This window comes from Pseudomonas sp. RtIB026, from assembly GCF_016861355.2.
GTDB lineage: Bacteria > Pseudomonadota > Gammaproteobacteria > Pseudomonadales > Pseudomonadaceae > Aquipseudomonas > Aquipseudomonas peradeniyensis.
Map to the genome: position 1 here is coordinate 5569082 of NZ_AP023348.2, position 23258 is coordinate 5592339.

Genomic DNA, 23258 nt, shown 5'->3' on the forward strand with positions numbered 1-23258 from the left:
GAGGTCGCGAATAGTAATTCTTCTCATCAATGACGGCAATCGGCCCAGTCCTGAGCCGACCAAGGGTGGTTTCCGGTGTCGGTAACAAAAAATTTATGGCGATTTCGAAAAAAAAGACGGGCGTCCTGCGTGGCCATAAATATGAACACTCCGGGCCCCTTCGCGGGCAAGCCCTCTCCCACAGAAAAACGCCCACCCCCTGTGGGAGCAGGCTTGCCCGCGAAGGGGTCAGTACAGTCCATTCCACAATTATTTACGCTTGCCAAAGCCTGGGGAACATCTACCAGCCATGAGGGTCGGTTACTCAGGTAACAGCTCATCGATCCACGGCGAAACCACCGGGTTCGCCTGTTGATCTTGCGGTTTTCACGCCCTAAAGTGCGCGCCGAACGTCCATGCTGGAAACGATCCATCCGGCTCAAGTACTGACGACGAGACAGCAAGGTCACCCGCCGCCCTTTTCCGGCACGGTTGACCTTTTTGCTTTCGGCGACATGCCTTGGGAAGTAGGCGAACCAAAGTGGGGATACGGAGGACGTTCAGTTTGCTGCCACTTATCTTTTCAGTTTGCCCATGGAGCCCTTGAGCATGTCGATCCAGGTCGAAGACTACTTTGCGCGTGACACCTTCCAGAAAATGAAGGCGTTCGCCGACAAGCAGGAAACCCCGTTCGTACTCATCGATACCCAGATGATCAGCCAGGCCTATGACGACCTGCGCGCCGGTTTCGAGTTCGCCAAGGTCTACTACGCGGTCAAGGCCAACCCGGCGGTCGAGATCATCGACCTGCTCAAGGAAAAAGGCTCGAGCTTCGACATCGCCTCGATCTACGAGCTGGACAAGGTGCTGGGCCGTGGCGTCAGCGCCGATCGCATCAGCTACGGCAACACCATCAAGAAGTCCAAGGACATCCGCTACTTCTTCGAGAAGGGCGTGCGCCTGTACGCCACTGACTCCGAAGCGGACCTGCGCAACATCGCCAAGGCCGCGCCGGGTTCGAAAGTCTATGTGCGCATCCTCACCGAAGGCTCCACCACCGCCGACTGGCCGCTGTCGCGCAAGTTCGGCTGCCAGACCGACATGGCCATGGACCTGCTGATCCTCGCCCGCGACCTGGGCCTGGTACCCTACGGCATCTCCTTCCACGTAGGCTCCCAGCAGCGCGACATCAGCGTGTGGGACGCGGCCATCGCCAAGGTCAAGGTGATCTTCGAGCGCCTGAAGGAAGAAGACGGCATCGAACTGAAGCTGATCAACATGGGCGGTGGCTTCCCGGCCAACTACATCACCCGCACCAACAGCCTCGAGACCTATGCCGAAGAAATCATCCGCTTCCTCAAGGAAGACTTCGGCGACGACCTGCCGGAAATCATCCTCGAGCCAGGCCGTTCGCTGATCGCCAACGCCGGCATCCTGGTCAGTGAAGTGGTGCTGGTGGCGCGCAAGTCGCGTACCGCCGTCGAGCGCTGGATCTACACCGACGTGGGCAAGTTCTCCGGCCTGATCGAAACCATGGACGAGGCGATCAAGTTCCCGATCTGGACCGAGAAGAAAGGCGAGACCGAGGAAGTGGTGATCGCCGGCCCGACCTGCGACAGCGCCGATATCATGTACGAGAACTACAAGTACGGCCTGCCGCTGAACCTGGCCATCGGCGACCGCCTGTACTGGCTGTCCACCGGTGCCTACACCACCAGCTACAGCGCGGTGGAGTTCAACGGCTTCCCGCCGCTGAAGGCCTACTACCTGTAATGCACAACGGGGCCGCAAGGCCCCGTTTTCATTTGCCGCCCTGCCCCACTCTGTAGGAGCGGCCTTGTGCCGCGAAAGGGCCGCGCAGCGGCCCCGGCGATTGATGCGTCAACGCTGAAAACCTGGGGCCGCTGCGCGGCCCTTTCGCGGCACAAGGCCGCTCCTACAGGGGTGGCGCCGGCCTTCGTTCGATCTCCTCGGCATAGCGCGCCGCATGGGCCATCAGCGCCGGCCCCGCCCCCTGCAACGTCACCAGCGCACTGCGCAGGAAACTCAGGTTGCCCTCGACCCTGGCCCGCTCCAGCCAAGGCCCGGCCTCGCCGATTTCCCCGCGCTCGACCAGCACCAGCGCCAGGCTGAACATCCCGCGAAAATCCCCGGCCTCGGCCGAGCGCCGATACCAGCGCACGGCCCGGGCAGGGCTTGGCGCAGTGGCAATACCTTGCTCCAGGTAGCGCCCATACAGGTTCATCGACTTGGCATGCCCCAGCTGCGCGGCCTTCTCGTAGCACATCAACGCCTGGGCCTGGTCGGCCGGCACCCCGCGCCCGGTGGCCAACAGGTTGGCCAGGTTGTACATCCCCCAGTCCAGGCCGGCGTCGGCCGCACGGGCATAGTGAATGGCCGCCTGCGCGAGCTCCACCTCGCCACCCCAGCCGTGCTCCAGGCAACGGCCGAGCATGTTGTGCGCCATGGCGCTGCCACCCTGGGCGGCGATGGCGAACCAACGGCGGGCCACGCCGGCATCCTCTTCGATACCGCGCCCATCGAGCAGGATCTGCCCAAGCAACAATTGCGCCTCGACCACCCCCTGCCCCGCCGCCGCCAGGATCGCCTGGGCGGCCTGGCCTGGACTGTGTTCGAGCATCGCCTGCAACCCGGCAACATCCACCACCTCTTCACGACGCAACTGATAGGACACGGCTCAGACCTCGGCCCAGCGGCGCAACAGATTGTGATAGGTACCGGTCAGTTGCAGCAGCGACGGATGCTCGGGCACATCGGCGGTGAGCTGGCGGATCGCGTTGTCCATCTCGAACAGCAAGGTGCGCTGGCTGTCCTCGCGCACCAGGCTCTGGGTCCAGAAGAACGCCGCATAGCGCGCCCCGCGAGTGACCGGGTTGACCTTGTGCAGGCTGGTGCCGGGGTACAGCACCAGGTCGCCGGCGGCCAGCTTGACCTCGCGCATGCCAAAGGTGTCCTGGATCACCAGCTCGCCACCGTCGTAGCTGTCCGGATCGCTGAGGAACAGCGTCGAGGACAGGTCGGTGCGCACCCGCTCCGGGCTGCCCTTGGGCTGGCGCAGGGCGTTGTCGATGTGGAAATCAAAATTGCCCCCTTCGCGGTAGCAGTTGATCAGCGGCGGGAACACCTTGTGCGGCAGGGCCGCCGACATGAACAACGGGTTGCGCCACAGCCGCTCGATCAGCGCACTGCCGATCTCCTTGGCCAGCGCATGGCCCTCGGGCAACTGCAGGTTGTGCTTGGCCTTGGCCGACTGGTACCCCGCGGTGATCTTGCCGTCTGCCCAGTCGGCCTGCTCCAGGGCCTCGCGAATGCGCGAGATCTCGTCGGCGTCGAACAGCCCGGGAATATGAAGCAGCATGGCGGCGGCACCAGGTATGACTGAAGGAGCGCCAATGATATTGATTCCCTTTTACCTACCACAAGCCCTTTATCCATGGCACGACGGATGAGACCGTAAAAACCGTAAGGTGAAATTGTAAAGAATGTAAATTTATGGCGAATGGAAACGCTTCTCAATTGTTCGTTACAATCACTTACATTATGCTCCGCGGCCTTCATACCTTGGGGAAGGTCTACAACAATGCGTCACGTGCCATCTGCTGTGAGTTCACCACGTCTGCTCGCCTCCGCCATCGGCATGGCGATCACCGCCACCTCGGCCTATGCCGCCGACCCGGCCGCCAATACCGCCATCACCCTGGACGCCACCAGCGTCAATGGCAAGGCCGAACAGGCAAGCACCGAGTACAAGGTCGACAAGGCCTCGTCGCAGAAGTACACCGCGCCGCTGGTGGACACCCCACGGTCGGTCACCGTGATCCCGCAGCAGGTGATCAAGGACACCAACGCCATGTCCCTGCAGGATGCTCTGCGCACCGTGCCGGGTATCACCTTCGGTGCCGGTGAAGGCGGTAACCCGCAAGGCGACCGTCCCTTCATCCGTGGCTTCGACGCCCAGGGCGACACCTACCTGGACGGCGTGCGCGACACGGGTGCCCAGACCCGCGAAATCTTCGCCATCGAGTCTGTCGAAGTGGCCAAGGGGCCGAACTCGGCGGTCGGTGGCCGTGGCGCCGCAGGCGGCACCATCAACCTGGTGAGCAAGCGCGCGCACCTGGGCAACTCGCTGGACGGCGCCTGGACCTGGGGCAGCGACCAGACTCAACGCTACACCTTCGACGGCAACTACCAGTTCAGCGACAGCGTTGCCGGGCGCCTGAACCTGATGACCCACGAAAGCAATGTCGCCGGTCGCGACAAGGTCAACTACGACCGCTGGGGCATCGCCCCCTCGCTGGCCTTCGGCCTGGGCACGCCGACCCGCGTCAACCTCGACTACTACCACCTGGAAAGCGACGACCTGCCGGACTCCGGCATCCCCTACAGCGTGCCCCGTGCAGGCAGCACCGCACGGACTTCGGCGCATCCGGACAAACCAGTCGACGGTGGCGACAGCGACAACTTCTACGGTCTGACCGGACGCGACTTCCGCAAGACCCGCGTCGATATCGCGACCTTCGCCATCGAGCACGACCTGACCGACACGCTGACCATCAAGAACACCCTGCGCCACGGCAACAGCATGCAGGACTACGTGCTGACCCAGCCCGACGACAGCGCCGGCAACGTCAACAACAACGGCGTCTGGCGTCGCGCCAACAGCCGTGTGGGCAACACCGCCACCACCACCAACCAGACCGACCTGTTCGGCGAGTTCTACCTGGGCGGCCTGAAGAACAGCTTCTCCACCGGCGTCGAGTTCACCAAGGAAGAGTCCGACCGCCAGAGCTACACCGTCACCCCCAACAGCAAGCTCACCTGCACCGGCCCGGGCAGTGGCGGCAGCTGCACCTCGCTGGACAACCCGAACCCGGACGACAACTGGGTCGGCACCGTCACGCGCAACTACGCCGGCACCAGGACCAACAGCAAGACTCGCGCACTCTATGTGTTCGACACCCTGGAGCTGACCCCGCAGTGGCTGCTGAACATGGGCCTGCGCTATGACCACTTCGACACCGATTACCGTGGCTACAATGCCGACGGCAGCACCGCGGTGAGCAGCAAGGGCGTACCCGCCAAAGGCTCGGACACCAGCGAGTTCATCACCGGCCAGCTGGGCCTGGTGTGGAAACCGGCGGACAACGGCAGCATCTATGTGTCCTACGCCACCTCCGCCACGCCGCCTGGCGCCATGCTCGGCGAGGGCACCGAAGGCAACCCGCTGGGCAACACCACCGACCGTTCCGGCAACCTGCTGGGCAGTGACATGGAGCCGGAAGAAACCACCAACTACGAGCTCGGCACCAAGTGGGACCTGCTCGACCAGCGCCTGTCCCTGGCTGCGGCGCTGTTCCGCACCGAGAAGGAGAACGCCCGGGTCCAGGTCAACACCAACACCTACGAGAACGTCGGTGAAACCCGTGTGCAGGGCATCGAGCTGTCGGCCAGCGGCAAGCTGACCGACAAGTGGCAGGTGTTCGCCGGCTACACCTACATGCAGGCCCGCCAGATCGACGGTGGCCCGCTGGGCAAGGCGAACGACGGCAACCAGTTGCCCAACACGCCGAACAACAGCGCCAGCCTGTGGACCACCTACCAGCTGACGCCGAAGCTGACCGTCGGTGGCGGCGCCTTCTATGTCGATGACGTCTACGGCAGCGTGGCCAACACCACCATGGTCGACAGCTACGTACGCTACGACGCCATGGCCGCCTACAAGCTGACCAAGAACATCGACCTGCAGCTGAACGTGCAGAACCTCACCAACGAGGTCTACTACGACAAGGCCTACTCCACCCACTTCGCCAACCAGGCGGCGGGGCGCACGGCGTTGCTGACCACCAGCGTGCACTTCTGATGTAAGCGGCGCCTGCACCGGCCTCTTCGCGGGTAAACCCGCTCCCACAGGTTCGCCACCGCTCTGAAGGTCAGTGCTGTACCTGTGGGAGCGGGCTTGCCCGCGAAGAGGCCGGCACAGGACACCCCGCCCCGTTCATTCCCGTGAACGGGGCGTTTGCGTACCAAGGCATAATGCACGCCGCGCAGTTGCTGGCGGCAATACAAGGTGATCGATGTGGTGAAGAAGACGCTGTTCCAATTGCACTGGTTCTTTGGCATCACCGCCGGCCTGGTGCTGGCGCTGATGGGCGTGACCGGCGCGATCTGGTCGTTCCAGGAAGAACTGCTGCGCGCGTTCAACGCCGAGATGCTCAAGGTCGAGGTACGCCAGGAAGGCGTGCTGCCGCCGGCCGAGCTGGTGCGCCGGGTCGAGGCCGCGCAAGGCGACAAGGTCTCCATGCTTTGGGTCGATACCCGCGAGGGCAACGCCGCACGGATCTTCTTCACCCCCGCCCCCGGCGAGCGACGCGGTGCGCTGCGCTACGCCGACCCGTACACCGGCGAGCTCAAAGGTGATGTAGCCGGGCTGGGCTTCTTCAACCTCATGCTCAACCTGCACCGGTTCCTGGCCATGGGCGACACAGGCCGGCAGATCACCGGTGCCTGCACCCTGATGCTGATCTTCTTCTGCCTCTCCGGGCTGTACCTGCGCTGGCCGCGCAAGGCACTGAACTGGCGGACCTGGCTGACGCTGGACTGGGCGAAGAAAGGCCGTGCCTTCAACTGGGACCTGCACGCGGTGTTCGGCACCTGGTGCCTGCTGTTCTACCTGCTGTTCGCCCTGACCGGGCTGTTCTGGTCCTACGAGTGGTACCGCGAAGGCCTCAATCGCCTGCTGGCCGACCAGCCTGCGGCGGGCGAACAGAAGCGTGGCGAAGGCCGTGGCGGTCGCCATGGGCCGCCCAAGGCCGACAAGAACGCCCCGCCACTGGTGGTCGACTATGACGCCATCTGGACCAATCTCAAGGCCGCGGCAGGCCCCGGCCTGTCCACCTACAACCTGCGCCTGCCGCCGGCCGGCGGGCAACCGGCGACCCTGTTCTACCTGCTGCAGGGCGCCGACCACGAGCGCGCCCTGAACACCCTCACCCTCGACCCGGCCACCGGCCAGGTCAAGCGTCACGAGCGCTACACCGACAAGTCGTTCAAGGCCCAGTTGCTGCAGAGTGTCTATGCCCTGCACGTGGGCAGCTACTTCGGCCTGCCGGGGCGAATCATCGTCACCCTCGCCAGCCTGACCATGCCGCTGTTCTTCGTCACCGGCTGGCTGCTGTACCTCGACCGCCGGCGCAAGAAGCGCCAGGTCCGCACCGCCCGTGGCGCGCTGGCCCCGCAGTCGAATGACGGCGACCGCTGGCTGATCGGTTTCGCCAGCCAGAGCGGCTTTGCCGAGCAGCTCGCCTGGCAGAGCGCCGGCCAACTTCAAGCCGCCGGCTTGCCGGTGCAGGTACGCCCGCTGGCCGAACTGGGCGAGGCCGAATTGCGCCAGGCCAACCGCGTGCTGTTCGTGGTCAGCACCTTCGGCGACGGCGAGGCCCCGGACAGCGCCCGTGGATTCGAGCGCAAGGTGCTCGGCCAACCTTGGCCGCTGGATCACCTGGACTACGCCCTGCTGGCCCTGGGCGACCGCCAGTACCCGCACTTCTGCGGCTTCGCCCGCCGGCTCCAGGCCTGGCTCGGCGAACGCGGCGCCACCTGCGCCTTCAGCCCGGTGGAGGTGGACAACGCCGACCCCGCCGCCCTGCAGCTGTGGCAACAGGAACTGACGCAATTCACTGGCGCCCGCCCGGTCGCCGCCTGGCAGCCGCCGAGCTTCGGCAACTGGCAACTGTTGCGCCGCGAACGGATCAACCCGGGCAGCCAGGGGGCGCCGGTGTACCTGCTGGGCCTGCAGGCAGAAGCGCCCGCGACCTGGGAAGCCGGCGACCTGATCGAGGTCCTGCCGCGCAACGGCCAGCCTCGTGTCGATGCCTTCCTTGCCGGCCTGGGCCTCGACCCAGGCAGCCCGGTGCAGCTCGACGACCTGCAGGAAACCCTGGTGCAGGCCCTGGCCACCCGCCAGTTGCCGGTCAGCCGCGAACACCTGGTCGGACTGCATGCCCAGGCACTGGTCGATGCCCTGATCCCGCTCACCGCCCGTGAATACTCGATTGCCTCCATCGCCAGCGATGGCGTGCTGGAGCTGATCGTGCGACAGGAACGCCACGCCGATGGCAACCTCGGCCTGGGCTCCGGCTGGCTGACCGAATACCTGCCGCTGCAAGGCAGCGTCAGCGCGCGCCTGCGTCGCAATAGCGGTTTCCATTTGCCCGCCGAGTCGGCGCCCTTGGTAATGATCGGCAATGGCACCGGCCTGGCCGGTCTGCGCAGCCTGCTCAAGGCCCGGATTGCCGGGGGCGAACAGCGCAACTGGCTACTGTTCGGCGAACGCAACCGGGCGCACGATCTGCTGTGCGGTGAGGAACTGCAAGGCTGGGTGGAAAGCGGCGATCTGCAACGACTGGACCTGGCGTTTTCGCGGGACCAGGCCGAGAAAATCTATGTGCAGGACGTGCTGTTGCAGCAGGCCGCCGAGTTCAAGCGCTGGGTGGATGACGGCACTTGCGTGTATGTCTGTGGGAGCCTGCAAGGGATGGCTGCCGGGGTGGATGCGGCGTTGCAGGGGATGCTGGGTGAAGCTGTCGTGCAGCAGTTGATCGAGGATGGGCGATATCGGCGAGACGTCTATTGATCACACAACGGCGTCGCCTACTTCGCGGGTAAACCCGCTCCCACAGGGTTTCGAAGATCCTGTGGGAGCGGGTTTACCCGCGAAGAAGGCGACACCGATGATCAATGCAACTCGAAGGTATCGGCATCCAGGTTCGCCGGGAACCGCGCCCGGTACGCTGCCAGCTCCGCAGCCCGCAGCACCACGGTGAACACCCCGTCGGCCTCACCCGCGCTCAGCAGGCTCTCGCCCTGGAAGTCCAGCACCTGGCTGTCGCCGGAATAGGCGAAGCCCTTGCCATCGGTGCCCACCCGGTTCACCGCCGCGACGAAGCACAGGTTCTCGATGCCCCGCGCCGGCAGCAGGCGGTTCCAGTGCAGGCGCCGCGCCGCCGGCCAGTTGGCGGTGTACAGCAGCAAGTCGGTGTCCTGGGCGTCGCGGCTCCACACCGGGAAGCGCAGGTCGTAGCAGATCAGCGGGCGGATCCGCCAACCCTTGAGCTCGAACTGCACCTGGCGCTCGCCCGGGGTGTAGTGCTTGTGCTCGCCGGCCATGCGGAACAGGTGGCGTTTGTCGTAGTGCAGGATCTCACCGTCGGGCCGTGCCCACAGCAGCCGGTTACGGTGGCTGCCGTCGGCGGCCTGGATGATCACGCTGCCGGTGATCACCGCGTTGGCTTTCTTCGCCTGGGCCTTGAGCCACTTGTAGGTCGGGCCGTTCTCCGGCTCCGCCAGGCTTTCGGACTCCATCGAGAAACCGGTGGTGAACATTTCCGGCAGGACCACCAGGTCCACCTCGCCGGCCTGCCCGATCAGTTCCTCGAAGTGCGCATAGTTGGCCTCGCGGTCGTGCCAGGCCAGGGTGGTCTGCACCAGGGCGATTTTCAGGTTCGGCAGTTGGCTCAGATCGCGCATAGTTTCTCCGCTGCCTGGCGCAGCGTCTCCTCGCGTTTGGCAAAGCACAGGCGCACCAGGCGTTGCTCGGGGATGGGTTGCTGGTAGAACACCGACACCGGGATGCTGGCCACGCCATGCTCACGGGTCAGCCACAGGGCCATGTCGACATCGTTCAGGTCGGGCCGGATCTGCGAATAGTCCACCAGTTGGAAATAGGTGCCCGGCGTACGGGTGAAGGTGAAACGCGAGGCCTGCAGCAGGTCGCAGAACAGGTCGCGCTTGGCCTGGTAGAAGGCCGGCAGCTCGTCGATATGCTCGGGGTGCTCGGCCATGAAGTCGGCCAGGGCGCACTGCAAGGGGGTCACGCCGCAGAAGTTGACGTACTGGTGCACCTTGCGCAGTTCCGCGCTGAGGGCCGGCGGGGCAACCACATAGCCAGTCTTCCAGCCGGTGACGTGGTAGGTCTTGCCGAACGAGCTGACCACGAACGCCCGCGAATAGAGCTGCGGGTGGGCCAGCACGCTTGCATGGCGCACGCCGTCGTAGATCAGATGCTCGTAGACCTCGTCGCTGATCAGGTAGATATCGCGGTCACCGATCAGCCTGGCCAGTTGGTCCAGGTCGTCGCGGCTGATCAGCGCGCCGCTGGGATTGTGCGGCGAGTTGAGGATGACCATGCGCGTGCGCGGGCTCAGGGCATCGCTGAATTTCTGCCAGTCGATGCCGAAGCTGCCGTCGGTCAGCGGCACATGCACGCAGCGCCCGCCGGCCAGTTCCACGGACGGCTCGTAGCTGTCGTAGCTGGGGTCGAAGACGATCACCTCGTCGCCGGCATGGATGACCGCCTGGATGGCGCAGAAGATCGCCTCGGTGGCACCGGGGGTGATGGTCACTTCCTGGTCGGCATCGACATTCGCGCCGTACAGCCGGGTAATCTTCGCCGCCACCTGCTGACGCAGTGCCGGCAGGCCGGTCATGGGCGAGTACTGGTTGTGCCCGGCGGCCACATGGCGACCGACGGCATCGAGCAAGGCCTGGGGGCCGTTGAAGTCAGGGAAGCCCTGGGAGAGGTTGAGCGCACCGGTCTGCATGGCCAGTTGCGACATGGTGGTGAAGATGGTCGTGCCGACGTTCGGCAGTTTGCTGCGGATCATGGAGCCCTCTTTCCTGGGGTTTGTCCGGCACGGGGTTGGGTCCGAGCATAGCGGATCGAGCAGTCAGGAAAAAGGTTGAAACAATAGGGGGATTGCGGTGGGTCAACGTGTAGGGGGAGATCAGGATTTACGCACATCCCTGTAGGAGCGGCCTTGTGCCGCGAAAGGGCTGCAAAGCAGCCCCGGCTTCCTTGCAGCGCATTCTGAACCCTGGGGCTGCTACGCAGCCCTTTCGCGGCACAAGGCCGCTCCTACAGGGGGCGCACGGCCTGGGAAGGCACGCCAAGCGGTTGTTAACGCTTGTCGCGACGCTTCTTCTCGGCCTTCTTGTGGTGCGACATCAGGCGACGCTTCTTGTTGACCTGACGATCGGTGAGGGTGTTTTTCTTGCCCTCGAACGGGTTGTCACCGCCCTTGTACTCGATGCGGATCGGCGTGCCGACCAGCTTGAGCACCCGCCGGTAGGTGTTCTCCAGGTAACGCGAGTAGGAGTTGGGGATCTTGTCGGTCTGGTTGCCGTGGATCACGATCAGCGGCGGGTTGGCACCACCGAGGTGGGCATAGCGCAGCTTGATCCGGCGACCGTTGACCAGCGGCGGCTGGTGCACGCTGATGGCGTCTTCGAGGATCTGTGTCAGGCGGCTGGTCGGCCAGCGGGTGACCGCCGACTTGAACGCGGCCTGCACCGACTTGTACAGGTGGCCCACGCCGGTGCCGTGCAGCGCCGAGATGAAGTGGATGTCGGCGAAGTCGACGAAGAACAGCCGGCGTTCCAGCTCGGTCTTCACGTAGTCGCGCTCACCCGACTCCATGCCGTCCCACTTGTTCAGGGCGATGACCACGGCGCGGCCGGCGTCCAGGGCGAAGCCCAGCAGGTTGAGGTCGTGGTCGACCACGCCTTCGCGGGCGTCCATGACGAAGATCACCACGTTGGCGTCCTTGATCGCCTGCAGGGTCTTCACCACCGAGAACTTCTCGACTTCCTCGTGGATCTTGCCGCGCTTGCGCACGCCGGCGGTGTCGATGAAGGTGTACTTCTCGCCATCACGCTCGAACGGGATGTAGATACTGTCGCGGGTGGTGCCCGGCTGGTCGTACACCACCACGCGCTCTTCGCCGAGCATGCGGTTGACCAGGGTCGACTTGCCCACGTTGGGGCGGCCGATGATGGCGATCTTGATACCGTCTTTCTCGCTCGGGCCGGGGATGCGCGTGGCTTCCTCGCCTTCGGCGACATCCTCGTCGAGGGCTTCTTCCTCGGGATCACGGGGAATATGGCCGAGCAGCGACTCCATCAGGGCGTTGATACCACGGCCCTGGGAGCCCGCCACCGGAATGGCGTTGCCCATGCCCAGCGGCGAGAACTCGGCGCGGGCGATATCGGGGTCGATGTTGTCGATCTTGTTGGCGACCAGGATCGCTTCCTTGTTCCGCTTGCGCAGGTGATCGGCGATCATCTGGTCGGCGGCGGTCATGCCGGCACGGGCATCGACCAGGAACAGCACGTAGTCGGCTTCCTCGATGGCCATCAGCGACTGCTCGGCCATCTTCTCGTCCATGCCCACTTCGTCACCGGTGATACCGCCGGTGTCGATGAGGATGTACGAACGACCCTGCCAGCTGGCATCGCCGTACTGGCGGTCACGGGTCAGGCCCGACAGGTCACCGACGATGGCGTCGCGGGTCTTGGTCAGGCGGTTGAACATGGTGGATTTACCGACGTTCGGCCGGCCCACCAGGGCGATTACGGGAACCATGCGGCTCTCCACTCTTGAATTCTTGAAAATGCAAAGGCCGCTGCAAGGCAGCGGCCGGAGTTCGGGCGGCGCTTCATGCGCCGCGGCCTGAGCCCGCGAGCGAGCTCAAGCATAGCTTCAGCGGATGGTCAGTGCCTCGAGCTTGCCGCTGTTGCCGAAGACGTAGATGGTGTCGCCGACCACCAGGGGTCGGGCGCGCAGGCCATCGCTGTCGATACGCTCACGGCCGACGAAGCGGCCATCGACCTGGCTGAGCAGGTGCAGGTAACCTTCGAAGTCGCCCACCGCCACATAGCTGGAGAACACTTCCGGCGCCGACAGCTGACGGCGAGCCATCGAGTCGTTGCTCCACAGCGAGCTGGAGGAACGCTCGTCGACGCTTTGCACGGTACCCGACGCTTCGCTTACGTAGACGTTGCCGAAGCCCTGGGCGACACCCACGTAGCTGGAGGCATCGCGCTGCCACAGCACGCGACCGCTTTCCAGCTCCAGGCCGGCGACGCGACCCTGGTAGGTGCCGACGTACAGGGTACCACCGGACAGCAGCAGGCCGCCGTCGATGTCCACCACCCGGTCCAGCTCGGAACGGCCCTGCGGAATCGCCACGCGGCTCTCCCACACCGGCACGCCGTTGCTGATGTCGACCGCCACCACCTTGCCGGTGGACAGGCCGGCCACGGCCAGGCGGTTGGTCACCACCGGCGCGCCGGTGCCGCGCAGGGTCAGCACGGCCGGGCTGTTCTCGTAGATCCAGCGACGGTCGCCGGTGGCGGCGTCGAAGCCGACCAGACGGTCGTCCTGGGTCTGTACCACCACCACGTCGCCGTTGTTGGCCGGCGGCGCCAGCACTTCGCTGCTGACGCGCGAGCGCCAGCGCTCCTCGCCGGTGCTGGAATCCAGGGCGATGACCTCGCCTTTGAGGGTACCCAGCATGACCAGGCCGTAGCCCACGCCCACGGCGCCGGAAACCGGCAGCTCGAGGTCCTTCTTCCACACCACGTCGCCGGTGATGCGGTTCAGCGCGAAGACCTCGCCGTTGACGTCGGAGGCGTAGATGCGGTCGTTCTCGATGGCCGGTACCAGGGTGTTGTAGGTCTCACCCTGGCCGTCACCGATCGAACGGCTCCACTGCTTCTTCAGCACCACTTCCTCGGTGAACTTGGTCAGCTCGGCCGGGGGCAGTTCCTTCTTGCTGTTGCTGCTGCAACCCGCCGCCAGCACGGCGAGGGTGAGCACTGCTGCTTGTTTCCAACCCTTCACTTCAGGCGTCCCCTTTGGCCAGGTCATCCAGCTTCAGTTGCAGGCCACCGATCGCGGCGTCGTCGGACAGCGCGGCCTTGGCTTTTTCGTAGGCGCTGTGCGCGTCGTCGGCGCGGCCCAGCTGTACCAGCAGGTCGCCCTTGAGTTCTTCGCGGCTGGCCAGGAAGGCCTTGTCGGTGTCGCCGTCGAGCAGCTTGAGCGCGTCCTCGGCCTTGTCCTGGGCCGCGAGCACGCGGGCCAGGCGCTGGCGCGAGATCTCGCCGAGGGTGGCGTCGGCCGGCTTGTCCAGCACGCCCTTGAGCTCGCTGGCCGCATCGTCCAGCTTGCCGCTCTCGACCGCGACCTTGGCCACGAACAGGCTGCCGTACTGGGCGTAGGCGGTACCGCCGAACTCGCTCTTGAGCTTGCCGGAAAGCTCGGCAACCTTGCTCGCGTCGGGCTTGCCGTCAGGCGTCAACGAGGTTTCCAGCAGCGCCTGATACAGCACCGAGGCGCCCTGGGACTGGTTGGCCTGGTACTTGTGCCAGGTCTGCCAGCCCAACACCACCACGCCGGCCAGCAGGGCGCCGGTCAGCAGCGGCTTGCCGTTGCGGTTCCACCAGTCCTTGGCTGCTGCCAGGCTCTCATCATCGGTACTCGACACCCCAATACTCCTATTCGCCTATTCGTTGTCAGACCGCGTCACGCCTGGGCGATCGCGGTTTCCAGGTGCGCGGCAAGCGCATCCCAGGCAATGTTCTGTTGTTCGCCCTGGCCACGCAGGGGCTTCAGGCCGATCTGCTGCTTCTCGAGCTCGTCGTCGCCCAGAATCAGCGCGAACAGCGCGCCGCTCTTGTCGGCTTTCTTGAACTGGTTCTTGAAGTTGCCGCCACCGGCATTGACTGCCAGGCGCAGGTTCGGCAGACGATCACGCAGTTGCTCGCTGATCTTCAGACCAGCCAGCTCCGCCTGCTCGCCAAAGGCGCACAGGTAAACGTCGATGGTACGGCTGATCGACTCAGGCACCTGGCCCAGGGTTTCGATCAGCAGCAGCAGACGCTCGATCCCCATGGCAAAGCCAACGCCGGCGGTCGGCTTGCCGCCCATCTGCTCGACCAGGCCATCGTAGCGCCCACCGGCGCAGACCGTGCCCTGGGCACCGAGCTTGTCGGTGACCCACTCGAACACGGTCTTGCTGTAGTAATCCAGGCCGCGCACCAGCTTGGTGTTGATCACGAACGGGATGCCGGCAGCGTCAAGACGGGCCTTCACGCCATCGAAGTGCACGCGGGACTCTTCGTCCAGGTACTCTTCGAGCTTCGGCGCGCCTACCAGGGCGGCCTGGGTGCCTTCGTTCTTGCTGTCGAGGATACGCAGCGGATTGCTCTTCAGGCGGCGCTGACTGTCTTCGTCCAACTGATCAATGCGCTGGGACAGGAATTCGACCAGTGCATCACGATAGCGCGCGCGGGCTTCGCTGGTGCCCAGGCTGTTGAGCTCCAGGGTCACCGCGTCCTGAATACCCAGCAACGCCCAGAGGCGCCAGGTGAGCATGATCAGTTCGGCGTCGATATCGGGGCCGGCCAGGTTGAACACCTCGACACCGATCTGGTGGAACTGGCGGTAGCGTCCCAGTTGCGGGCGCTCGTGGCGGAACATCGGGCCCACGTACCAGAGTTTCTGCACCTGGCCATTACCGATGATGCCGTGCTCGAGCACTGCGCGCACGCAAGCGGCGGTGCCTTCCGGACGCAAGGTAAGCGAGTCCTTGTTGTCCTGGAAGGTGTACATCTCTTTCTCGACGATATCGGTGACTTCACCGATCGAGCGCTTGAACAGCTCGGTGAACTCGACGATCGGCGTGCGGATCTGGCTGTAGCCGTAGCTGTCCAGCAAGCCGGCCACGGTGCCCTCGAAATAGCGCCACAGCGGCGACTGGTCGGGCAGGATGTCGTTCATGCCACGAATGGCTTGCAGCGATTTGCTCACGAGTAGTCCTTACGAATCTGTGTCTCAGCCGCGGGCGATCAGCGCCGCGTCGGCCTCGGCCTTCTCGGCCGCTTTCTGGCGGATGAGCTTTTCCAGCTCGTCGACCAGGTTGTCGTTGTTCAGCTTCTGCGATGGCTTGCCATCGATGTAGACCAGGTTCGGCGTGCCGCCGGTCAGGCCCACGTGCGATTCCTTGGCCTCGCCCGGGCCGTTGACCACGCAGCCGATCACCGCCACGTCCAGCGGTACCAGCAGGTCTTCCAGGCGCCCTTCCAGTTCGTTCATGGTCTTGACCACATCGAAGTTCTGCCGCGAGCAGCTCGGGCAGGCGATGAAGTTGATGCCACGGGAACGCAGGTGCAGCGACTTGAGGATGTCGTAGCCGACCTTCACTTCCTCGACCGGATCGGCGGCCAGGGAGATGCGGATGGTGTCACCGATGCCTTCGGCCAGCAGCATACCTAGGCCGACGGCGGATTTCACCGTCCCCGAGCGCAGGCCGCCGGCTTCGGTGATCCCCAGGTGCAGCGGCTGGATGATCTGCTTGGCCAGCAGGCGGTAGGCCTCGACGGCCATGAACACGTCGGAGGCCTTGACGCTGACCTTGAAGTCCTGGAAGTCCAGGCGGTCGAGGTGCTCGACATGGCGCAGCGCCGACTCGACCAGCGCCGCCGGGGTGGGCTCGCCGTACTTCTTCTGCAGGTCCTTTTCCAGGGAACCGGCGTTGACGCCGATGCGGATCGGGATGCCGCGGTCGCGGGCCGCGTCGACCACGGCGCGCACACGGTCTTCACGGCCGATGTTGCCCGGGTTGATGCGCAGGCAGTCGACGCCCAGTTCGGCCACGCGCAGGGCGATCTTGTAGTCGAAGTGGATGTCGGCGACCAGCGGCACGCTGACCAGCTTCTTGATCTTGCCGAACGCCTCGGCGGCGTCCATGTCCGGCACCGAGACCCGCACGATGTCCACGCCGGCATCGACCAGGCGCTGGATCTGCGCCACGGTGGCGGCGACATCGTTGGTGTCGGTGTTGGTCATGCTCTGCACCGCGATGGGCGCATCGCCACCCACCGGCACATTGCCGACCCAGATTTTGCGGGATTCGCGACGTTTGATCGGAGATTCGCCGTGCATGACTTACTGTCCCAACTTCAGGCGAGCGGTTTCGCCACTGGTGAACGGGGCGACATCGACCGCCTGGCCGTTGTAGCTCACCTGGGCGCCGCGGGCGAAGCCCAGGCGCACCGCGAACGGTGGCTTGCCGGTCAGTTCCAGGTTGTCGCCCTTGCGCTTGATGGCGCTGAACAGCACCTTGCCGTTGCCGTCGGTGACCTGGGTCCAGCAATCGGCGGTGAATTGGATATGAACCTTGGCGCTGCCGGCCGGGGCGACTTCAGCGGGCGCAGCCGGTGCGCTCGAAGCGACGGGGGCGGCTGGCGCGGCGGCGACAGGCGCGGCCACTGCAGGAGCGGTTGGCGCGACAACCGGTGCCACAGGTGCGGCGACCGTCGGTGCCGGTGCGGCGCTGGTGGCTGGCGCAGCGGGTGCCACAGGCGCAACTGGCGCCTGGGCCTCGGTGACCGGCGCCTGCTCGGTAGCGTTCGGCTCCAGTGGCAGGGCCTGGCCCTCGGGCTGCTGGCCTTCGCTCACGGCCTGGTCTTCCGGCTCGTCCAGCGGATGAATCTGCGTGGTGCCGTCGGCGCTCTCGACCTCGACGTGCTCCAGGGCGATCTTGGCCAGGTCCTTGCCGCGCAGGCTGCTCTGGTCCTGCCACCAGAAGAAGCCACCGCCGACCACCGCGACCAGCAGCAACAGGCTGACCACCCGCAGGATATTGTGCGACAGGCGTACCGGCTCTTCGATGCGGCCGAGGGCGTGCACTTCGCTGCCCTGGGCGTGGGTGCCGGTGATCTGGTCGAAGGCCTCGACCAGGGGCGCCTGGTCCATGTCCATCAGCTTGGCGTAGGCGCGGATGTAGCCACGGGCGAAGGTGTGCCCGGGCAGCTTGTCGAAGGCGCCGTTTTCCAGGTTGTTCAGCGAAGATACCGTGAGGTTGAGCTTGCGAGCGACCTCGGCCTGGCTCCATTCGCGTTTTTCGCGGGCCTGGCGCAAGACATCACCGGGGTTCTGGCGAGTCGCTGCTGCTACTTCAGTGTGCGCGGCTTTCATCGTTGCTCCGACAGGTATTGCTGATATTCCGGCGTACCGGGATAAAGTCGTTGTAATTGCTGGCCCAAACGGGTCGCGGTGCCCTGTTCGTCGAGGGCGAGTGCCAGGCGATGGCCGAGCAGCAGGCTGCGGGCATCCTGGTCACTCAGCTGGCTGAATCGATCGTAGTAATCCCGGGCCGGCACATAATGCCTGTTTTCGTAGGACAACTCAGCCATTTCGAGCAATGCCTTCGGTTGCCGCGGATTGAGCCGAAGGGCTTTTTCCAGGTAGGCACGCGCCTGATCACCCTGCCCCTGCTTCAGGGCGGTGAGCCCCAGGTTCTCGTACACGCGGGAACGCTCAGGATACAGGGTATCGGCCCCAGCCTGGAGGAACATCGCCCGGGCTTCGTCGAAACGGCCCTGAGCATATAGGAAACTGCCGTAATTGTTGCGGATTCGTGTGTCATCCGGGCGGATGGCCAAGGCCTTGGCGAAGTGCTCGCCGGCCAATGCGGGCTCATCCTCGGCCTGGAACACCAGGGCCAGTGCTGCATGAGCCTCGGCGTCACGGGCGTCCAGGGCCAGGGCCTTGCCCAGCGGCGCCTTGGCGCGCTCGGTCAAACCTTGTTGCAAATACCCCAGCCCCAACTGCACGTAGGCCTGCCCCGCCGCCTCACGCCCCTGGCGGCTGGCCAGGGGGTCGCCCGCGCCGCCGGACACGCAGCCGGCCAGCAGCGAAAGCGTCAGGATCGACAGCGCGGCGCGCAGGCTCATGGGGCAGGTGCTCGTCAGGGGCGCGCAGCGCTGTCTTGCGGCTCGTCGGCAGCCAGCTGACGTACGGCGATGTAGCGCTCGCTGCGGCGGGTACGGTCGTTGACCTGACCCACCAGCTGACCGCAGGCGGCGTCGATGTCGTCACCGCGGGTGGTGCGGGTGGTCACGTTGAAGCCGCCGTGGTGCAGCAGGTCCTGGAAGCGACGGATGGCATTGTTGCTCGGTCGCTCGTAGCCCGAATGCGGGAACGGGTTGAACGGGATCAGGTTGATCTTGCACGGCACATCACGCAGCAGTTCGATCATCTGCGCGGCATGCTCGGGCTGGTCGTTGACATCCTTGAGCAGGGTGTACTCGATGGTCAGCACGCGCTTGCCGCCGAGGGTGGACATGTAGCCCATGCACGACTCCAGCAGCATCTTCAGCGGGTACTTCTTGTTGATCGGCACCAGCTTGTTGCGCAGTTCGTCGTTCGGCGCGTGCAGCGACAGGGCCAGCGACACGTCGATGTGCTTGGCCAGCTCGTCGATCATCGGCACCACGCCCGAGGTGGACAGGGTGACGCGACGCTTGGAAATGCCATAGCCCAGATCTTCCATCATGATCTTCATGGCGGCGATGACATTGTCGAAATTCAGCAGGGGTTCGCCCATGCCCATCATGACCACGTTGGTGATGGCGCGGTCGATCTTGGCCGGGACGGTCCCGAAGGATTTGTTGGCAAGCCACACCTGGCCGATCACTTCGGCGGCGGTGAGGTTGCTGTTGAAGCCTTGCTTGCCGGTGGAGCAGAAGCTGCAGTCCAGGGCACAGCCGGCTTGCGACGACACGCACAGGGTGCCGCGATCGTCGGTGGGGATGTAGACGGTCTCGACGCAGCTGCCGGAGGCAACGCGGACCACCCACTTGCGGGTACCGTCGGCGGAAATGTCTTCACTGACCACCTCCGGACCGCGAATCTCGGCAACGGCCTCGAGCTTTTCGCGCAAGACCTTGCCGACATTGGTCATGGCGGCGAAATCATCGACGCCAAAATGGTGAATCCATTTCATCACCTGACCGGCACGGAAGCGCTTCTCCCCGATTGAGTCGAAGAACTGTTCCATTTCCGCCAGGGTCAGCCCCAGCAGGTTGATCTTGTCAGTCGATGTCGTCATGGATTCACCCTCACCCGTAAGCTTTCGCTTAGCGAGTGGTTACCTCGGTAGCAGCGAAGAAGTAAGCGATTTCGCGAGCAGCGGCAGCTTCGGAGTCCGAACCGTGAACGGCGTTGGCGTCGATCGACTCGGCGAAGTCAGCACGGATGGTGCCGGCAGCAGCTTCTTTAGGGTTGGTGGCGCCCATCAGCTCACGGTTCAGAGCGATGGCGTTTTCGCCTTCCAGAACCTGAACAACGACAGGGCCCGAAGTCATGAAGGCAACCAGGTCACCGAAGAAGCCACGAGCGCTGTGCTCGGCGTAGAAGCCTTCGGCTTCGGCCTTGGACAGTTGCTTGATTTTCGAAGCGACGATTTTCAGGCCGGCTTCTTCGAAGCGAGTGGTGATCTTGCCGATGACGTTTTTAGCGACGGCGTCAGGCTTGATGATCGAGAAAGTACGTTGAACAGCCATGGAAAACTCCAGAAATATGAGTGTTGCGAAAAATTAAACCCGCGAATTATACGCGGGTTCCAGGGGATTGCCTAACCTGCGGCGTGCGCTCAGTCGGCTTCTTCGATCCAGGCCGCCTGGATGGCCTCGAGAACCTTCTCGCCGCAACGCGACGGATCGTCATCGAAGTCCGGCAGAGCCATGACCCACGCGCGCAGATCGACGAAATTCACGTAATGAGGATCGACCTCGGGCTTGCTTTCCGCAAGCTGGATGGCGATCTCAAGTACATCAACCCATTTCAGACTCATGTACAGGCCCTCAGTGCGGCGCTTCGGCGGCGTGGTTGAGCGAATATTTGGGGATCTCGATGGTGAGGTCCTCATCGCCGACGACCACCTGGCAGCCCAGGCGCGACTGCGCCTCCAGGCCCCAGGCCTTGTCCAGCATGTCCTCTTCGAGCTCGTCCGCTTCTTCAAGGGAGTCAAAGCCCTTGCGGATGATGCAATGGCAGGTGGTGCAGGCCTTGACGCCGCCGCAGGCGCTTTCCATCTCGATGTGATGGTCGTGGGCCAGTTCCAGGATGTTGGTCCCGGTCGGCACTTCCACGGTCAACCCCTCGGGGCAGAACTTCTCATGCGGCAGGAATGTCACCAGCGGCATCGGTTACTCCTCGATCTCATTCAGGTTGCGCCCGGCCAGTGCGGCTTTGACCGTCGAATCAAGGCGACGGGCGGCAAATGCATCGGTCACCTGCGACAGACGCTTGGTCTGTTGCTCGATGGCGGCGCCATCGGTGCCGGTCAGCAAATCACGTAGTTCTTGCATCTGGAATTCGATCGCGTCGCGCTCGTCACTGCTGAGCAGGCGCTCGCCATCGGCGTCCAGGGCGCCCTGCACCGCCTCGAGCAGGCGCTCGGCATCGACCTGGTGCTCGCGCAGCTGGCGCGCATGCTTGTCGGAGCCGGCGTGCTCGAAGGAGTCCTTGAGCATGCGGGCGATCTCGCCGTCGGTCAGGCCGTAGGACGGCTTGACCTGAATGCTCGACTCCACCCCCGAACCCAGTTCGCGGGCCGCGACGCTGAGCAGGCCGTCGGCGTCGACCTGGAAGGTCACGCGGATCTTCGCCGCGCCCGCGACCATGGCCGGGATGCCGCGCAGCTCGAAGCGCGCCAGGGAACGGCAGTCGCTGATCAGCTCGCGCTCGCCCTGCAGCACGTGGATCATCATGGCCGACTGGCCATCTTTGTAAGTCGTGAACTCCTGGGCGCGGGCCACCGGAATGGTGGTGTTGCGCGGGATCACCTTCTCCATCAGCCCGCCCATGGTCTCAAGACCCAGGGACAGCGGGATGACGTCGAGCAGCAGCAGCTCACCGCCTTCGCGGCGGTTGCCGGCGAGGGTATCAGCCTGGATGGCAGCGCCGATGGCCACCACCTGGTCCGGGTCGATCGAGGTCAGCGGGGTACGGCCGAACAGCGCGCCGACCGCCTCGCGCACACGCGGCACGCGGGTCGAACCACCGACCATGACCACCGCGCCGACCTCTTCCAGCTCGATGCCGCTGTCGCGCACGGCGCGGCGGCAGGCCTTGAGGCTGCGGGCGATCATCGGTTCGATCATGGCTTCAAAGGCGGCACGGGTCAGCTCGCCCTGCCAGGCACCATGCTGGACGCCGACGGCGTCACTGTCGGTCAAGGCTTCCTTGGCCGCGCAAGCGGTCTGCAGCAGCAGGCGCTGGGTGGCCGGATCGAGGTCGGCGGACAAATCGGCCTGCTCGATGATCCAGCCAGCGATGGCATGGTCGAAGTCATCGCCACCCAGGGCGGTGTCACCACCGGTGGCCAGCACCTCGAAGACACCGGCAGTCAGGCGCAGGATGGAGATATCGAAGGTGCCGCCGCCCAGGTCGAAAATCGCCACGACGCCTTCGGCATCCTGGTCCAGGCCATAGGCCACGGCAGCAGCGGTCGGTTCGTTGAGCAAGCGCAGGACATTGAGGCCGGCCAGCTTGGCCGCATCCTTGGTGGCCTGGCGCTGGGCGTCGTCGAAATAGGCCGGCACGGTGATTACCGCGCCGACCAGCTCGCCACCTAGGGTTTGCTCGGCGCGCTGACGCAGCACCTTGAGAATATCGGCCGACACTTGCACCGGGCTTTTCGGGCCCTGGACCGTGTCGATGAACGGCATGTGCGATTCACCGCCGACAAAACGGTACGGCAGTTGCTCGCCCAGCTGCTTGACGTCCGCCAGGCCGCGCCCCATCAGGCGCTTGACCGACAGGATGCTGTTGAGCGGGTCGCTGGGGGCAGCCTCGCGCGCGGCCAGGCCGACTTCGACAGCGTTGTCGAGATAACGCACGGCGGACGGCAGGATGACACTACCCTGGGCATCGGGCAGCGGCTCGCTGCGCCCGCTGCGCACGGCGGCGACGAGAGAATTGGTGGTGCCCAGGTCGATGCCCACCGCCAGGCGGCGCTGGTGCGGCTGGGGGCTCTGACCGGGTTCGGCGATCTGCAGTAGGGCCATGCTTATCTGAGTACCTTAGGCGTCATCACGGGCAACGCCGGGGTTAATCGTCGAGGCGCTCTTCGAGTTGGCGCACTTCTTGGGCGAGCTTGTCGAGGAACTGCATGCGGCGCATCAGGCGCTCGGCCTGCTCACGCTCTGCAGCAACATCCCAGCAGGCGGCGAAATCCTCGTTCAGCGTGTCCTGGGCGACCTTGAGGCGCTTCTTGAACACGGCGACGCCGTCGAGGTCGGCTTCGTCCTGCAGCTCTTCGAGCTCTTCGCGCCACTGCATCTGCTGCAACAGGAAGTCCGGGTCGTGCACGGTGACTTCCTGGGGCACCTCGTGGCCGCCGATGGCCAGCAGGTAGCGGGCCCGGCGCGGCGCGCTGCGTAAGGTCTGGTAGGCGTCGTTGAGGGCCGCCGACTTTTCCAGGGCTACGCGCTGCTCGCGCTCGGAAGCGTCGGCGAAACGGTCCGGATGGACCTCGCGGGCCAGCTCGCGGTAGCGAACAGCCAGTTTGTCGAGGTCCAGGCGAAAACCGGGTTGCAGCTCAAACAGGGCGAAATGACAAGGAGTACCCACG

20 protein-coding genes are annotated in these 23258 nt (G+C 64.7%); 3 read left to right on the plus strand and 17 right to left on the minus strand.

Annotation, left to right across the window (positions count from 1 at the left end; translation table 11 throughout):
- Positions 1-588 precede the first annotated feature (588 nt).
- Positions 589-1752, plus strand: coding sequence for a type III PLP-dependent enzyme (locus tag PRtIB026_RS24955; RefSeq protein WP_110735754.1), 1164 nt, complete (start codon positions 589-591; stop codon positions 1750-1752).
- Between the two features lie 163 nt (positions 1753-1915).
- On the opposite strand, the gene PRtIB026_RS24960 is transcribed toward PRtIB026_RS24955, so the two are convergent.
- On the minus strand, positions 1916-2674 hold the full coding sequence (locus PRtIB026_RS24960; RefSeq protein ID WP_203650740.1) for a tetratricopeptide repeat protein: 759 nt from the start codon (positions 2672-2674) through the stop codon (positions 1916-1918).
- A gap of 3 nt (positions 2675-2677) precedes the next feature.
- Positions 2678-3358: a Fe2+-dependent dioxygenase gene (locus PRtIB026_RS24965; RefSeq protein ID WP_203650738.1), complete on the minus strand. Its 681-nt coding sequence runs from the start codon at positions 3356-3358 to the stop codon at positions 2678-2680.
- A gap of 222 nt (positions 3359-3580) precedes the next feature.
- On the opposite strand from PRtIB026_RS24965, the gene PRtIB026_RS24970 reads away from it, so the two are divergent.
- Complete coding sequence (locus PRtIB026_RS24970; RefSeq protein ID WP_203650735.1) at positions 3581-5860, plus strand: TonB-dependent receptor; 2280 nt, start codon at positions 3581-3583, stop codon at positions 5858-5860.
- 216 nt (positions 5861-6076) lie between these two features.
- Complete coding sequence (locus PRtIB026_RS24975; protein ID WP_267813169.1) at positions 6077-8632, plus strand: sulfite reductase flavoprotein subunit alpha; 2556 nt, start codon at positions 6077-6079, stop codon at positions 8630-8632.
- Positions 8633-8733: 101 nt separating this feature from the next.
- Here the strand turns inward: PRtIB026_RS24975 and PRtIB026_RS24980 are convergent, their stop codons facing one another.
- From PRtIB026_RS24980 to hscB, 15 genes are all read right to left on the minus strand, one after another.
- A complete protein-coding gene (locus tag PRtIB026_RS24980) occupies positions 8734-9525 on the minus strand; it encodes an amidohydrolase (RefSeq protein WP_203650728.1) in 792 nt (263 codons plus the stop codon).
- Positions 9513-10661 carry a pyridoxal phosphate-dependent aminotransferase gene (locus tag PRtIB026_RS24985; RefSeq protein WP_203650726.1) on the minus strand — a complete coding sequence of 383 codons (1149 nt, stop codon included), beginning with the start codon at positions 10659-10661 and terminating at the stop codon, positions 9513-9515. The genes PRtIB026_RS24980 and PRtIB026_RS24985 overlap by 13 nt, the downstream gene beginning before the upstream one ends.
- A gap of 293 nt (positions 10662-10954) precedes the next feature.
- A complete protein-coding gene (gene der, locus PRtIB026_RS24990) occupies positions 10955-12418 on the minus strand; it encodes a ribosome biogenesis GTPase Der (RefSeq protein ID WP_203650724.1) in 1464 nt (487 codons plus the stop codon).
- Positions 12419-12535: 117 nt separating this feature from the next.
- Complete coding sequence (gene bamB, locus PRtIB026_RS24995; protein ID WP_189656930.1) at positions 12536-13705, minus strand: outer membrane protein assembly factor BamB; 1170 nt, start codon at positions 13703-13705, stop codon at positions 12536-12538.
- Entirely contained in the window at positions 13680-14321 is a 642-nt protein-coding gene (locus PRtIB026_RS25000; RefSeq protein WP_203650721.1) for a tetratricopeptide repeat protein, read from the minus strand. Before PRtIB026_RS25000 ends, bamB begins: the two co-directional genes overlap by 26 nt.
- A 38-nt stretch (positions 14322-14359) precedes the next feature.
- The gene (gene hisS, locus PRtIB026_RS25005) at positions 14360-15646 is read right to left on the minus strand and encodes a histidine--tRNA ligase (protein ID WP_186712888.1); all 1287 of its coding nucleotides are present in this window, start codon (positions 15644-15646) and stop codon (positions 14360-14362) included.
- 24 nt (positions 15647-15670) lie between these two features.
- Positions 15671-16780, minus strand: a complete 1110-nt coding sequence (ispG, locus tag PRtIB026_RS25010; protein ID WP_011532347.1) for a flavodoxin-dependent (E)-4-hydroxy-3-methylbut-2-enyl-diphosphate synthase — start codon at positions 16778-16780, stop codon at positions 15671-15673.
- Positions 16781-16783: 3 nt separating this feature from the next.
- Complete coding sequence (locus PRtIB026_RS25015; RefSeq protein WP_203650720.1) at positions 16784-17815, minus strand: RodZ domain-containing protein; 1032 nt, start codon at positions 17813-17815, stop codon at positions 16784-16786.
- Positions 17812-18573, minus strand: a complete 762-nt coding sequence (pilW, locus tag PRtIB026_RS25020) for a type IV pilus biogenesis/stability protein PilW (protein WP_203650719.1) — start codon at positions 18571-18573, stop codon at positions 17812-17814. Before pilW ends, PRtIB026_RS25015 begins: the two co-directional genes overlap by 4 nt.
- A gap of 14 nt (positions 18574-18587) precedes the next feature.
- Complete coding sequence (gene rlmN / locus PRtIB026_RS25025; RefSeq protein WP_028689594.1) at positions 18588-19730, minus strand: 23S rRNA (adenine(2503)-C(2))-methyltransferase RlmN; 1143 nt, start codon at positions 19728-19730, stop codon at positions 18588-18590.
- Positions 19731-19758: 28 nt separating this feature from the next.
- The gene (ndk, locus tag PRtIB026_RS25030) at positions 19759-20184 is read right to left on the minus strand and encodes a nucleoside-diphosphate kinase (protein WP_008092560.1); all 426 of its coding nucleotides are present in this window, start codon (positions 20182-20184) and stop codon (positions 19759-19761) included.
- An 89-nt stretch (positions 20185-20273) separates the two neighbouring features.
- Positions 20274-20474: a Fe-S cluster assembly protein IscX gene (gene iscX / locus PRtIB026_RS25035; RefSeq protein ID WP_028689593.1), complete on the minus strand. Its 201-nt coding sequence runs from the start codon at positions 20472-20474 to the stop codon at positions 20274-20276.
- Positions 20475-20484: 10 nt separating this feature from the next.
- On the minus strand, positions 20485-20826 hold the full coding sequence (gene fdx / locus PRtIB026_RS25040; protein WP_028689592.1) for an ISC system 2Fe-2S type ferredoxin: 342 nt from the start codon (positions 20824-20826) through the stop codon (positions 20485-20487).
- Between the two features lie 3 nt (positions 20827-20829).
- The gene (hscA, locus tag PRtIB026_RS25045; RefSeq protein WP_203650716.1) at positions 20830-22692 is read right to left on the minus strand and encodes a Fe-S protein assembly chaperone HscA; all 1863 of its coding nucleotides are present in this window, start codon (positions 22690-22692) and stop codon (positions 20830-20832) included.
- A gap of 43 nt (positions 22693-22735) precedes the next feature.
- Positions 22736-23257, minus strand: coding sequence for a co-chaperone HscB (gene hscB / locus PRtIB026_RS25050; RefSeq protein WP_110735787.1), 522 nt, complete (start codon positions 23255-23257; stop codon positions 22736-22738).
- Between the last annotated feature and the right edge of the window lies 1 nt (position 23258).